The 14,247-nt window shown below is 41.2% G+C and carries 11 protein-coding genes and 2 tRNA genes; 11 read left to right on the top strand and 2 right to left on the bottom strand.

Translation table 11 applies throughout. From position 1 onward, the window contains the following. The first annotated feature begins 669 nt into the window (after positions 1-669). Both SK637_RS06195 and SK637_RS06190 read left to right on the top strand, forming a co-directional pair. Positions 670-757: transfer RNA gene (locus SK637_RS06195), tRNA-Ser, on the top strand. A 78-nt stretch (positions 758-835) separates the two neighbouring features. Further along, positions 836-1,759, top strand: coding sequence for a hypothetical protein (locus tag SK637_RS06190; RefSeq protein WP_033688987.1), 924 nt, complete (start codon positions 836-838; stop codon positions 1,757-1,759). A gap of 114 nt (positions 1,760-1,873) precedes the next feature. On the opposite strand, the gene SK637_RS06185 is transcribed toward SK637_RS06190, so the two are convergent. Then, positions 1,874-1,961 (bottom strand) — tRNA-Ser (locus SK637_RS06185). 161 nt (positions 1,962-2,122) lie between these two features. Here SK637_RS06185 and SK637_RS06180 point away from each other — a divergent pair. From SK637_RS06180 to SK637_RS06165, 4 genes are all read left to right on the top strand, one after another. Then, positions 2,123-2,863: a DeoR/GlpR family DNA-binding transcription regulator gene (locus SK637_RS06180; RefSeq protein WP_033688986.1), complete on the top strand. Its 741-nt coding sequence runs from the start codon at positions 2,123-2,125 to the stop codon at positions 2,861-2,863. Further along, positions 2,860-3,771, top strand: a complete 912-nt coding sequence (gene pfkB, locus SK637_RS06175) for a 1-phosphofructokinase (protein WP_033688985.1) — start codon at positions 2,860-2,862, stop codon at positions 3,769-3,771. Before SK637_RS06180 ends, pfkB begins: the two co-directional genes overlap by 4 nt. Then, positions 3,768-5,720, top strand: a complete 1,953-nt coding sequence (locus SK637_RS06170) for a PTS fructose transporter subunit IIABC (RefSeq protein WP_033688983.1) — start codon at positions 3,768-3,770, stop codon at positions 5,718-5,720. The genes pfkB and SK637_RS06170 overlap by 4 nt, the downstream gene beginning before the upstream one ends. 88 nt (positions 5,721-5,808) lie before the next feature. Further along, positions 5,809-8,112 (top strand): DNA translocase FtsK, encoded by a 2,304-nt coding sequence (locus tag SK637_RS06165; RefSeq protein ID WP_080710506.1) that lies wholly within the window; start codon positions 5,809-5,811, stop codon positions 8,110-8,112. A gap of 44 nt (positions 8,113-8,156) precedes the next feature. Here the strand turns inward: SK637_RS06165 and SK637_RS06160 are convergent, their stop codons facing one another. After that, positions 8,157-8,585, bottom strand: coding sequence for a DUF6556 family protein (locus tag SK637_RS06160; protein WP_033688981.1), 429 nt, complete (start codon positions 8,583-8,585; stop codon positions 8,157-8,159). 138 nt (positions 8,586-8,723) lie between these two features. On the opposite strand from SK637_RS06160, the gene SK637_RS06155 reads away from it, so the two are divergent. The 5 genes from SK637_RS06155 to SK637_RS06135 all read left to right on the top strand — a co-directional run bounded on the left by SK637_RS06155 (position 8,724) and on the right by SK637_RS06135 (position 13,990). Further along, positions 8,724-9,866 (top strand): cysteine desulfurase family protein, encoded by a 1,143-nt coding sequence (locus SK637_RS06155; protein ID WP_033688980.1) that lies wholly within the window; start codon positions 8,724-8,726, stop codon positions 9,864-9,866. 8 nt (positions 9,867-9,874) lie between these two features. Beyond that, positions 9,875-11,089, top strand: a complete 1,215-nt coding sequence (gene thiI, locus SK637_RS06150) for a tRNA uracil 4-sulfurtransferase ThiI (protein WP_033688979.1) — start codon at positions 9,875-9,877, stop codon at positions 11,087-11,089. Between the two features lie 136 nt (positions 11,090-11,225). Further along, positions 11,226-12,050: an alpha/beta hydrolase gene (locus tag SK637_RS06145; RefSeq protein ID WP_033688978.1), complete on the top strand. Its 825-nt coding sequence runs from the start codon at positions 11,226-11,228 to the stop codon at positions 12,048-12,050. A gap of 20 nt (positions 12,051-12,070) precedes the next feature. Continuing rightward, positions 12,071-12,811: an esterase family protein gene (locus SK637_RS06140; RefSeq protein ID WP_033688977.1), complete on the top strand. Its 741-nt coding sequence runs from the start codon at positions 12,071-12,073 to the stop codon at positions 12,809-12,811. Positions 12,812-12,823: 12 nt separating this feature from the next. After that, positions 12,824-13,990 (top strand): ATP-grasp domain-containing protein, encoded by a 1,167-nt coding sequence (locus SK637_RS06135; RefSeq protein WP_033688976.1) that lies wholly within the window; start codon positions 12,824-12,826, stop codon positions 13,988-13,990. The last annotated feature ends 257 nt before the right edge of the window (positions 13,991-14,247 follow it).

Below are 14,247 nucleotides of genomic sequence, written 5' to 3'. Positions count from 1 at the left end.
CCAACCTCTACTTGATAGTGTACCATCATTTGCCGTGAAAAGCAATGAGTGAAGAAACTGGATTGATAATCCTAGCAGGATTTGTGATTGTATCTTTTACTATTCGTCAAATAGTGAAGTACCAAAGTGATAAAAAAGATAAGGAGTAGGGAAATGAACGAACTAGAAAGAACAGCCCTCAACGAGATATTGAGGACCGTGACATATATTGCTGAGAAAGTGGATTAGTTAGATTCTAAGATTTCTTTGAACGATTCACAAGTTCATAAATCAACGTTTTTTATTTTGAATTTCTTTATAAAAACTAAAAAAATGAACTTAACGTTCAAAAATTAGACATAACAAATTAAAAAATATACCGACTTTTATCTCCCTGAATGATATAATGATTGTATATTGTAAGGTTGTGTTTGATTTTCAAAAAGAACAATTATCCAGAAGAAGAGAATATGTAACATAGTTTTGAAATGATTCTTGAATTCGAACATTGGGTATAATTGAGTACGATTTTAAAAATTTTTGAATATAGACTTAGATACTTTATCTTGGTTGATAGAGTATTTACTTTAAAATACAAGGGTAACCGGTAAAAAATTAAATAAACAAAAAATGATGTTTATTCGTGATGTTAGGTTTGCTAAATCCAATCGTTCTAATATTTTTATTTTTGGAGAATTACTCAAGAGGCTGAAGAGGACGGTTTGCTAAATCGTTAGGTCGGGTAACTGGCGCGAGGGTTCGAATCCCTCATTCTCCGTTAGAATAATCTTGAGATTTTCTAAAGAAACACTCTTAGGGACTTTCTCCAAGAGTAAATTTTATAAAGAGGTGTATTATGAAAAAAGTTAAGTTGCTTGGTATTTTAGCGCTCTCAGCAGTTGTCTTAGGTGCTTGTTCTTCAGTTCCGAGTCAGTCAGGGTCGAATTCTGACAAAACCGAACAAACTGATAAGAAAGAAGAATCAGTCAAAGAAAAAGTTACAAAAGATGCTGAAACTTTATTGGATGCAGTTTTAACTACTGATATTGCTAAGTTTAAAAAGATTTACGGTGAAACCTATGAAAAATGGACTGAGGCAGTATTTGCGGTTCAAACTAGTGAAAAGGTAAAAGATGATGGTCTTACACCAGCCTCTACCTATTCTGTTCAATGGCATGCTGATTTCCCTATTGAAACACCAGAAGAAACAATTACTGGTTTCTTAAAAGTACGACGAAAAATGTTCCAAGAGATTGGTTCTTACTCTATTAAGGATGTTAAGTTAGATGAATCAGAGAGTTCAGCTACTGTAACTTTTACATCTAAAAAGTTGCATTCTAAGGGCTTGGCTTCTTCAACAAGAGACGTTTTAACTACTCTAATTGGAGGGATTGACAACTTAGGTAAGTACAATACTGCGGGATCAAATGTTGATATTAAACGTTACCAAACATTAATTTCATACTGGATTTTTGAGCATCTGTTTAGGCATGATTTTACTATCTATAACGATGTTGACCCTAACTTAGCGTATACACCATTTACTACTGGAGATTTTGATACTGAAATCAAATTAACCAAAGATAAGGATGGCAACTGGCTTATCTCTCAAGAGGATTATCGTACTCTAGCGACTGAGTTAATTGATAATACAGAAGGTTATGAGACTGTTGTCAGAAGCAATGTTTCAAAAACTAACGACAAAGATAAGTCTAGTGATAAATCGACAGGCAACTCAACAGATAAATCTTCAGATAAAAAAGATAAAAGTAGTATCTGATAATTAGTTTAAAAAGTAAAGCAAGTAGTTCATAATAGCTACTTGCTTTATTTCGTTTTATTAGCAAAAAAGATACAACATTTGTCGCATCCTAGAAATAATTTTTCTTTTCTACGGAAGACATGGGATTCGAACCCACGCACGCTGTTACACGCCTACCGCGTTTCCAACACGGCCTCTTAAGCCTCTTGAGTAATCTTCCAATACTTACTCAAATAGTCTACCATAAAGGCCCCTATCTTGCAATAAAAATTCTAGAAATAAGAAAAATGATAGATTTTGAAAGAAAATGATAAAAAATGCTTGACTTTGAAAGAAAGTGTGATAGAATGAATAGTGTAAACGATAACAGGAGGTGATTCAGTGTTAAAAACAGAGCGGAAACAACTGATTTTAGAGGAGTTAAATCAACATCATGTAGTTTCTCTAGAAAAATTAGTTAGTTTGCTAGAGACCTCAGAATCAACGGTTCGAAGAGACTTGGATGAGTTGGAAGCGGAAAACAAGCTTCGTCGCGTGCATGGTGGAGCAGAATTGCCCCATTCCTTGCAGGAAGAAGAAACCATTCAAGAAAAATCTGTCAAAAACCTTCAAGAAAAGAAGTTGCTGGCTCAGAAAGCAGCCTCTCTCATTAAGGAACAAGATGTCATCTTTATCGATGCTGGAACAACAACTGCTTTTTTGATCCATGAATTGGTCAATAAGAATATTACTGTTGTGACAAATTCGATTCACCATGCCGCACAGTTGGTTGAAAAGCAAATTCCAACTGTCATGGTTGGAGGAAGTGTCAAGATGGCGACAGATGCGAGCATCGGGGGAGTTGCTCTTAACCAGATTAACCAATTGCACTTTGACCGTGCCTTTATTGGGATGAATGGTGTGGACGATGGATATTATACGACTCCTGATATGGAGGAGGGAGCTGTGAAGCGAGCTATTTTGGAGAACGCCAAACAGACCTATGTCTTGGTGGATTCATCAAAAATTGGACAAACTTGCTTTGCCAAGGTAGCACCACTCAAACGCGCCATCGTTATCACAAGTCAAGGGCATGAGCTCTTGCAGGCTATTAGGGAGAAAACGGAGGTAATAGAAGTATGATTTATACAGTCACACTCAATCCATCCATTGACTATATCGTTCGTTTGGACCAAGTCCAAGTCGGTAGTGTCAATCGTATGGACAGTGATGATAAGTTTGCTGGTGGGAAAGGAATTAATGTCAGTCGTGTCTTGAAGCGCTTAGATATTCAAAATACAGCGACTGGATTTATCGGAGGTTTTACTGGTAAATTTATCACAGATACTTTGGCTGATGAAGAAATCGAGACACGTTTTGTCCAAGTGGCAGAAGATACTCGTATCAATGTTAAAATCAAAGCAGACCAAGAAACAGAAATCAACGGAAGGGGTCCAACTGTTGAACCGGCTCAGCTAGAAGAATTGAAAGCTATTCTTTCAAGTTTAACAGCAGAAGATACAGTTGTCTTTGCAGGTTCAAGTGCTAAAAATCTAGGCAATGTTATCTACAAGGATCTAATTGCCTTGACACGTCAGACTGGTGCGCAAGTGGTTTGTGACTTTGAAGGACAGACCTTGATTGATAGTTTGGACTATCAGCCACTTTTGGTTAAACCAAATAATCACGAACTTGGAGCTATTTTTGGGGTTAAACTCGAAAGTTTAGATGAAATCGAGAACTATGCTCGTCAGTTACTGGCTAAAGGTGCTCAAAACGTCATTATCTCTATGGCTGGTGACGGTGCCCTTCTTGTCACATCTGAGGGGGCTTACTTCGCTAAACCTATTAAGGGAACAGTGAAAAATTCAGTGGGGGCTGGTGATTCTATGGTTGCTGGATTTACCGGTGAATTTGTCAAATCAAAAGACGCAGTAGAAGGCTTCAAATGGGGAGTGGCTTGCGGAACGGCAACCACCTTCTCAGATGACTTGGCAACGGCAGAATTTATTAAAGAAACATATGAAAAAGTTGAGGTAGAAAAAAGATGAAAATTCAAGACCTATTGAGAAAAGATGTCATGTTGCTGGATTTGCAGGCAACTGAAAAAACAGCTGTCATTGAAGAGATGATTAAAAGCTTGACAGACCACGGTTATGTGACAGATTTTGAAACATTTAAAGAAGGAATTTTGGCGCGTGAAGCTTTGACTTCTACAGGTTTGGGTGACGGTATCGCAATGCCTCACAGCAAAAACGCTACTGTCAAAGAAGCGACTGTTCTCTTTGCTAAGTCAAACAAGGGTGTTGACTATGAGAGCTTGGATGGGCAACCAACAGACCTCTTCTTCATGATTGCTGCTCCAGAAGGTGCCAATGACACTCACTTGGCAGCCTTGGCAGAATTGTCTCAATACTTGATGAAAGACGGCTTTGCTGACAAACTTCGCCAAGCAACATCAGCTGACCAAGTTATTGAACTTTTTGACCAAGCTTCAGAAAAAACTGAGAAACCTATTCAAGCGCCTGCAAATGAAACTGGTGACTTTATCGTAGCTGTTACAGCTTGTACAACAGGTATTGCCCACACTTACATGGCCCAAGAAGCCCTTCAAAAAGTGGCTGCTGAAATGGGTGTTGGAATTAAGGTCGAAACCAACGGTGCTAGTGGTGTTGGAAACCAACTAACTGCAGAGGATATCCGCAAGGCTAAAGCTGTTATCATCGCAGCAGACAAGGCCGTTGAAATGGATCGTTTCGATGGCAAACCATTGATCAATCGTCCAGTTGCTGACGGTATCCGTAAGACAGAAGAATTGATTAACTTGGCTCTTTCAGGAGATGCTGAAGTTTATCGTGCCGCTAATGGTGCAAAATCTGCAACAACCTCTAACGAAAAACAAAGCCTTGGTGGGGCCTTCTACAAACACTTGATGAGTGGTGTATCGCAAATGTTGCCATTTGTTATCGGTGGTGGTATCATGATTGCCCTTGCCTTCTTGATTGATGGTGCTTTGGGTGTTCCAAATGAAAACCTTGGCAATCTTGGTTCTTACCATGAGTTAGCTTCTATGTTCATGAAAATTGGTGGTGCAGCCTTTGGCTTGATGCTCCCAGTCTTTGCAGGTTATGTTGCCTACTCTATCGCTGAAAAACCAGGTTTGGTAGCAGGTTTCGTGGCTGGTGCTATTGCCAAAGAAGGTTTTGCCTTTGGTAAAATTCCTTATGCCGCAGGTGGTGAAGCAACTTCAACTCTTGCAGGTGTCTCATCTGGTTTCCTAGGTGCCCTTGTGGGTGGATTTATCGCAGGTGCTTTGGTTCTTGCTATCAAGAAATACATTAAAGTGCCTCGTTCACTTGAAGGTGCTAAATCAATCCTTCTCTTGCCACTTCTTGGAACAATCTTGACTGGATTTGTCATGCTAGCTGTTAACATCCCAATGGCAGCAATCAACACTGCTATGAATGACTTTCTAGGCGGTCTTGGAGGAGGTTCAGCTGTCCTTCTTGGTATCGTCCTTGGTGGAATGATGGCTGTTGACATGGGTGGACCAGTTAACAAAGCTGCCTATGTCTTTGGTACAGGTACCCTTGCAGCAACTGTTTCTTCAGGTGGTTCTGTAGCTATGGCAGCAGTTATGGCTGGAGGAATGGTGCCACCGCTTGCAATCTTTGTCGCAACTCTTCTTTTCAAAGATAAATTTACCAAAGAAGAACGCAACTCTGGTTTGACAAACATCATCATGGGCTTGTCATTTATCACTGAGGGAGCGATTCCATTTGGTGCCGCTGACCCAGCTCGTGCAATCCCAAGCTTCATCCTTGGTTCGGCAGTAGCAGGTGGCCTCGTTGGTCTTACTGGTATCAAACTCATGGCGCCACACGGAGGAATCTTCGTTATCGCGCTTACTTCAAATGCTCTTCTTTACCTCGTTGCTGTCTTGGTAGGAGCAATCGTAAGTGGTGTAGTCTATGGTTACCTACGCAAACCTCAAGCATAAAACCTAGATAGAAAATGAAAAGATTGGACCGTTTGGTGCAGTCTTTTTCTCTTTCCGAAATGCCTGTGAAATATGGTATAATAGAAGAATGGCAAACAAGAATACAAGTAAAACAAGACGGAGACCGTCTAAAGCAGAACTCGAAAGAAAAGAAGCGATTCAACGAATGTTGATTTCTTTGGGAATCGCGCTTTTATTGATTTTCGCAGCCTTCAAATTAGGGGCTGCAGGTATAACCCTTTACAATCTAATTCGCTTGCTGGTGGGTAGCCTAGCTTATCTGGCAATATTCGGCCTATTAATCTATCTCTTCTTTTTCAAGTGGATACGAAAACAGGAAGGCTTCCTATCTGGCTTCTTCACTATATTTGCGGGCTTGCTCCTGATTTTTGAAGCCTACTTGGTTTGGAAATATGGTTTGGACAAGTCCGTTCTAAAAGGAACTATGGCTCAGGTTGTGACTGATTTGACTGGTTTTCGAACGACCAGTTTTGCTGGTGGAGGCTTGATTGGTGTTGGACTCTATGTACCAATCGCCTTTCTCTTTTCAAATATCGGTACTTACTTTATTGGTTCTATCTTGATTTTAGTGGGTGCTCTCCTAGTCAGTCCTTGGTCTGTTTACGATATTGCTGAATTTTTCAGTAGAGGCTTTGCCAAATGGCGGGAAGGGCATGAGCGTCGAAAAGAGGAACGCTTTGTCAAACAGGAAGAAAAAGCTCGTCAAAAGGCTGAGGAAGAGGCTAGATTAGAAAAAGAAGAGGCTGAAAAAGCCTTACTCGATATGCCTCCTGTTGATATGGAAACGGGTGAAATTCTGACAGAAGATGTTGTGCTTGACGTTCCATCTGTTCCAGAAGAAGAGTGGGTAGAACCAGAGATCATCTTGCCTCAAGCTGAACTTGAATTCGCTGAACAGGAAGATGGCTCTGATGATGAAGATGTTCAGGTCGATTTTTTAGCAAAGGAAGCCCTTGAATACAAACTTCCAAGCTTACAACTCTTTGCCCCAGATAAACCAAAAGACCAGTCGAAAGAGAAGAAAATCGTTCGTGAAAACATCAAAATCCTAGAAGAAACTTTTGCTAGTTTTGGTATTAAGGTAACGGTTGAACGGGCTGAAATTGGGCCGTCAGTGACCAAGTATGAAGTCAAGCCAGCAGTCGGTGTACGGGTTAACCGCATTTCCAATCTAGCAGATGACCTCGCTCTAGCCTTGGCAGCCAAGGATGTCCGGATTGAGGCTCCAATACCTGGTAAATCCTTAGTCGGGATTGAGGTTCCTAACTCTGAGATTGCGACGGTATCCTTCCGCGAACTATGGGAACAATCTCAAACGAAAGCAGAAAATCTCTTAGAAATTCCTCTAGGAAAGGCAGTTAATGGCACCGCAAGAGCTTTTGACCTTTCCAAGATGCCCCACTTGCTAGTTGCAGGTTCAACGGGTTCAGGGAAGTCAGTAGCTGTTAACGGCATTATCGCTAGCATCCTCATGAAGGCGAGACCTGACCAAGTTAAATTTATGATGGTCGATCCCAAGATGGTTGAGTTGTCTGTTTACAATGATATTCCCCACCTCTTGATTCCAGTCGTGACCAATCCACGTAAGGCCAGCAAGGCTTTGCAAAAGGTCGTGGATGAAATGGAAAATCGTTATGAACTCTTTGCCAAGGTGGGAGTTCGGAATATTGCAGGTTTTAATGCCAAGGTAGAAGAGTTTAATGCTCAGTCTGAGTACAAGCAGGTTCCGCTACCACTCATTGTTGTAATTGTGGATGAGTTGGCTGACCTTATGATGGTAGCCAGCAAGGAAGTGGAAGATGCTATCATTCGTCTCGGACAGAAGGCGCGTGCTGCAGGTATCCACATGATTCTTGCAACCCAGCGTCCATCCGTTGACGTCATTTCTGGTCTGATCAAGGCCAATGTCCCATCTCGTGTCGCTTTCGCAGTTTCATCAGGAACAGACTCCCGTACTATTTTAGATGAAAATGGAGCTGAGAAACTGCTTGGACGTGGAGATATGCTCTTTAAACCAATTGATGAAAATCATCCAGTTCGTCTCCAAGGATCCTTTATCTCGGATGATGATGTTGAACGCATCGTAAACTTTATCAAGGCTCAGGCAGATGCGGACTACGATGAGAGTTTTGATCCAGGTGAGGTTTCTGAAAATGAAGGAGAATTTTCAGATGGTGAATCTGGTGGTGACCCGCTCTTTGAAGAAGCCAAGGCTTTGGTAATCGAAACTCAGAAAGCCAGCGCATCTATGATTCAGCGTCGTTTGTCAGTTGGATTTAACCGTGCGACTCGTCTCATGGAAGAGCTTGAGATGGCAGGTGTCATTGGTCCAGCTGAAGGTACCAAACCAAGAAAAGTTTTACAACAATAAAAAAATAGCTTCTTTCCAAATTTGGAAGGAGGCTATTTTAGTGATTATTGATTAGTTTTATTTTCCGAAGTTGGGGTATTGGACTGTTTTTCATTTTTAGTAGTAGGCTTACTTGGAGCAGGAGTAGTAGATTCCTGAGTTGATGCTTTCTGCTCTTCTTTTTTCTCTTCCTTGACGTTAGATTTTGGTGTTTCCTCTTGCTGTGTTTTTTCTTGGGTAGTGTTATTTTCCTTATTGGGACTAGTGTTTTCCTGAGGGGATTCCTTTTGAATTTCTTTGACAATTGTTGTCGTCTGGGTTGTCGTAGGTTCTTTTTTAGTATTTTTGTTATTATCCAAGGCGTTCATGATAGTGATACTAGCGGTAATCAAGCCAAGAATACTACCGATAGTAGCAACGGTTTTTTGAAAGACTGTAAAGCCTTTTTTGATGTGTTCTGTTTTTGGTTTTGAAGTTCTACGATAATTAGACATACATTCTCTCCTTTAATTAAAATTTATTATACCGCATTTCTTTAAAAAAATCTTAAAAAAAGAGAAATTGCCCTTTCTTGTCGCAGGCTCCGTTTCATGATACAATAGAGGGAGTGATTTTAGAAAGCGTGAGAAAATATGATTTACTTTGATAATTCGGCGACGACCAAGCCCTATTCTGAAGCACTTGAAACTTATATGCAGGTCGCTTCAAAAATTTTAGGAAATCCATCTAGCCTCCATCGTTTGGGAGACCAGGCAACACGAATCTTAGATGCTTCTCGTCAGCAAATTGCAGATTTAATCGGTAAGAAAAGTGATGAAATCTTCTTTACCTCTGGAGGAACAGAAGGGGATAACTGGGTCATCAAGGGTGTGGCCTTTGAAAAAGCCCAGTTTGGCAAGCACATCATCGTTTCGAACATTGAACATCCAGCAGTTAAGGAATCAGCCCTCTGGCTGAAAAGTCAAGGTTTTGAAGTGGATTTTGCTCCAGTGGATAACAAAGGATTTGTGGATGTTGAGGCGCTAGCAGATTTGATAAGACCTGATACGACTCTAGTTTCCATCATGGCAGTAAACAATGAAATTGGCTCTATTCAGCCCATTGAGGCTATTTCAGAACTGTTAGCAGACAAGCCAACTATTTCCTTCCACGTTGATGCGGTTCAGGCGCTTGCTAAAATTCCGACTGAAAAGTATCTGACAGAACGAGTGGATTTTGCGACTTTCTCTAGTCACAAGTTCCACGGAATCCGTGGTGTTGGTTTTGTCTATATCAAGTCTGGCAAGAAGATCACGCCTCTTTTAACAGGTGGAGGTCAGGAACGTGATTACCGTTCGACAACTGAAAATGTGGCAGGGATTGCAGCGACAGCCAAGGCTCTCCGTTTATCTATGGAAAAGCTAGATATCTTTAGGAGCAAGACTGGGCAGATGAAGGCAGTGATTCGTCAAGCCCTTCTGGATTATCCAGATATTTTTGTCTTCTCGGATGAGGAAGACTTCGCACCTCATATCCTGACTTTTGGAATCAAGGGTGTTCGTGGTGAAGTCATCGTTCACGCCTTTGAAGACTATGATATTTTCATCTCAACGACCTCTGCTTGTTCGTCCAAGGCTGGGAAACCTGCAGGAACTCTGATTGCCATGGGAGTGGATAAAGATAAGGCTCAGTCAGCTGTGCGTCTAAGCCTAGACCTTGAAAATGATATGAGTCAGGTCGAGCAGTTTTTGACCAAGTTAAAATTAATTTACAACCAAACTAGAAAAGTAAGATAGGAGCATTTATGCAGTATTCAGAAATTATGATTCGCTACGGAGAATTGTCAACCAAGGGCAAAAACCGTATGCGTTTCATCAATAAACTTCGCAATAATATTTCAGACGTTTTGTCTATCTATCCCCAAGTTAAGGTAACGGCAGATCGTGACCGTGCCCATGCTTATCTCAATGGAGCTGATTACACAGCAGTAGCAGAATCGCTCAAACAAGTTTTTGGAATTCAAAACTTTTCCCCTGTTTATAAGGTTGAAAAATCTGTAGAAGTTCTGAAGTCTGCTGTCCAAGAGATTATGCAGGACATCTACAAGGAAGGCATGACCTTTAAAATCTCTAGTAAACGTAGCGACCACAACTTTGCGTTGGATAGTCGTGAACTCAACCAAACCCTTGGAGGAGCTGTTTTCGAAGCCATTCCAAATGTGCAAGCTCAAATGAAAAGTCCTGACATCAATCTTCAGGTGGAAATCCGTGAAGAAGCAGCCTATCTTTCTTTTGAAACTATTCGTGGGGCTGGTGGTTTGCCAGTTGGAACTTCAGGTAAAGGGATGCTCATGTTGTCAGGAGGGATCGACTCACCTGTAGCAGGTTATCTTGCACTTAAACGCGGGGTGGATATTGAGGCCGTTCACTTTGCCAGCCCACCTTACACGAGTCCTGGTGCACTAAAAAAAGCCCAAGATTTGACCCGTAAATTAACCAAGTTTGGGGGAAATATCCAGTTTATCGAAGTTCCTTTTACAGAGATTCAAGAAGAAATCAAGGCTAAAGCGCCAGAAGCTTACTTGATGACTCTAACTCGTCGCTTTATGATGCGGATTACAGATCGTATTCGTGAGGTACGAAATGGTTTAGTTATCATCAATGGGGAAAGCCTAGGTCAAGTAGCTAGCCAGACCTTAGAAAGCATGCAGGCTATCAATGCAGTTACCAACACTCCTATCATCCGTCCAGTTGTGACAATGGATAAGTTGGAAATCATTGACATTGCTCAGGAAATTGACACCTTTGAAATTTCTATCCAGCCTTTTGAAGACTGTTGTACCATTTTTGCGCCAGATCGTCCGAAAACAAATCCTAAGATTAAGAATGCGGAGCAGTATGAAGCTCGCATGGATGTTGAAGGTTTAGTTGAGCGAGCTGTAGCTGGAATCATGATTACTGAGATTACACCGCAGGTTGAAAAAGATGAAGTTGATGACTTGATTGACAATCTGCTCTAATCAGAAAATCCAAAAGAATTTAGAAAATTAAATGAAAAAGTTAGTTTTTAATTCCAAAAGTGGAAGCAAAACTAACTTTTTTTCTATAATTGTGATATAATAAAATAAAATTTTGAATATAGAGAGTTTTCTGACAATGAATCAATCCTACTTTTATTTAAAAATGAAAGAACACAAACTCAAGGTTCCTTATACAGGTAAGGAACGCCGTGTACGTGTTCTTTTGCCTAAAGATTATGAGAAAGACACGGATCGTTCCTATCCTGTGGTTTACTTTCATGACGGGCAAAATGTTTTTTATAGCAAGGAGTCCTTCATTGGCCATTCATGGAAGATTATCCCAGCTATTAAGCGTAATCCTGATATCAGTCGCATGATTGTCGTTGCCATTGACAATGATGGTATGGGGCGGATGAATGAGTATGCGGCTTGGAAGTTCCAAGAATCTCCTATCCCAGGACAGCAATTTGGCGGTAAGGGTGTGGAATATTCTGAGTTTGTCATGGAGGTGGTCAAACCTTTTATCGATGAGACCTACCGTACTAAAGCTGACCGCCAGCATACGGCTATGATTGGCTCGTCACTAGGAGGCAATATTACCCAGTTTATCGGTTTGGAATACCAAGACCAAATTGGTTGTCTAGGAGTCTTTTCTTCTGCAAACTGGCTGCACCAAGACGCCTTTAACCGCTATATTGAGCGCAAGAAACTGTCCCCTGAACAGCGTATCTTCATCTATGTAGGAACAGAAGAAGCAGATGATACGGACAAGACCCTGATGGCTGGCAATATCAAGCAAGCCTATATCGATTCGTCTCTTCGGTATTACCATGATTTGATAGCAGGTGGGGTACACTTAGATAATCTTGTTTTGAAAGTTCAGTCTGGTGCCATCCATAGTGAAATCCCTTGGTCGGAAAATTTACCAGACTGTCTCCGTTTTTTTGCAGAAAAATGGTAAGTTAGAAAAGGAGAAAGCCAATGCATATTGAAAACCTTAGCCACTGGAGTGGCAATCTTAACCGTGAAATGTACCTTAATCGTTATGGACATGCTGGGATTCCAGTTGTGGTCTTTGCTTCATCAGGTGGTAGTCACAACGAATACTATGATTTTGGCATGATTGGTGCCTGTGCTTCCTTTATCGAGGAAGGCCGTGTCCAGTTCTTTACCCTGTCCAGTGTAGATAGTGAGAGCTGGTTGGCCACTTGGAAAAATGGGCACGACCAAGCAGAGATGCACCGTGCCTACGAGCGTTATGTGATTGATGAGGCCATTCCTTTTATCAAGCATAAGACAGGTTGGTTTGATGGTATGATGACGACAGGATGCTCGATGGGCGCCTACCATGCAGTCAACTTTTTCCTCCAACATCCAGATGTTTTTACAAAGGTGATTGCTCTCAGTGGTGTTTACGATGCACGTTTCTTTGTCGGCGATTACTACAATGACGATGCCATTTACCAAAACTCGCCAGTAGATTATATCTGGAACCAGAACGACGGCTGGTTTATTGACCGTTATCGCCAGGCAGAGATTGTGCTGTGTACGGGTCTTGGAGCCTGGGAACAAGACGGTTTACCATCCTTTTACAAGCTAAAAGAAGCCTTTGACCAGAAACAAATTCCAGCCTGGTTTGCTGAATGGGGGCACGATGTCGCCCACGACTGGGAATGGTGGCGCAAACAAATGCCTTATTTCCTTGGAAATCTCTATTTATAAAAGGAGTTACCTATGAATTACCTTGTTATTTCTCCCTACTATCCGCAAAACTTTCAACAGTTTACCATTGAACTAGCTAATAAAGGCATCACAGTCTTGGGAATTGGTCAAGAACCATACGAGCAATTGGATGAACCTTTACGCAATAGCCTGACCGAGTATTTCCGTGTGGATAATCTTGAAAATATAGATGAAGTCAAACGTGCAGTTGCTTTTCTCTTTTATAAACATGGCCCAATTGATCGTATCGAGTCTCATAATGAATACTGGCTTGAGTTAGATGCAAGTCTTCGTGAACAATTCAATGTTTTTGGTGCCAAACCAGAGGATCTAAAAAAGACGAAATTTAAGTCTGAAATGAAGAAACTCTTCAAGAAAGCAGGTGTCCCCGTGGTACCTGGAGCTGTTATCAAGACGGAAGCAGATGTGGATCAAGCTGTGAATGAAATCGGCCTGCCAATGATTGCTAAACCTGATAATGGAGTGGGAGCAGCCGCAACCTTTAAACTTGAGACAGAAGACGATGTCAATCACTTCAAGCAAGAATGGGACCATTCGACTGTTTATTTCTTTGAGAAATTTGTCACCTCTAGCGAAATTTGCACCTTTGATGGGCTCGTAGACAAGGATGGAAAGATTGTCTTCTCAACAACCTTTGACTATGCCTATACACCGCTGGATCTCATGATTTATAAGATGGACAATTCCTACTATGTTCTTAAGGATATGGATCCCAAATTACGTAAATATGGTGAGGCAATTGTCAAAGAATTTGGTATGAAAGAACGTTTCTTCCATATTGAGTTCTTCCGTGAAGGGGATGATTATATTGCCATCGAGTACAATAATCGCCCTGCAGGTGGTTTCACTATCGATGTTTATAATTTTGCTCATTCCTTGGACCTCTATCGTGGATATGCAGCCATTGTCGCAGGAGAAGAGTTCCCAGCGTCAGACTTTGAACCTCAATATTGTTTAGCTACATCCCGTCGTGCAAATGCTCACTATGTCTATTCTGAGGAGGACTTGCTTGCCAAATACAGCCAGCAGTTCAAGGTTAAAAAAATCATGCCAGCAGCCTTTGCGGAACTTCAAGGAGATTACCTGTATATGCTGACAACTCCGAGCAGACAAGAAATGGAGCAGATGATTGCTGATTTCGGACAACGTCAAGAATAAGAACTCTTGGATTAAGGAATTGCACCTCCTTAATCCTTTTGTTTTGTCTGATAAAAAATAAGAGCATCCTAACAAAGTAGCTATCATAAGATTCGTTTGGAAATTATAGTGAACTGAATCTGAAGTAGTAGACTGTAGTTCCTAAAGCATTGTTGGAACTTAGTTTGAGTTTCCTAATCAATTTGTTTAGTTTTTTATTATGTGACTATTAGTCCGTCTCGCACCTAACGGAGCGAGACGGACTAATAGTCGCATAA

The sequence above is a fragment of the Streptococcus mitis genome (genome assembly GCF_000722765.2).
In the GTDB taxonomy this organism is placed as follows: domain Bacteria; phylum Bacillota; class Bacilli; order Lactobacillales; family Streptococcaceae; genus Streptococcus; species Streptococcus mitis_AQ.
Note: the sequence above shows the minus strand (reverse complement) of the source record. Positions and strands in the feature narration are given on the sequence as shown.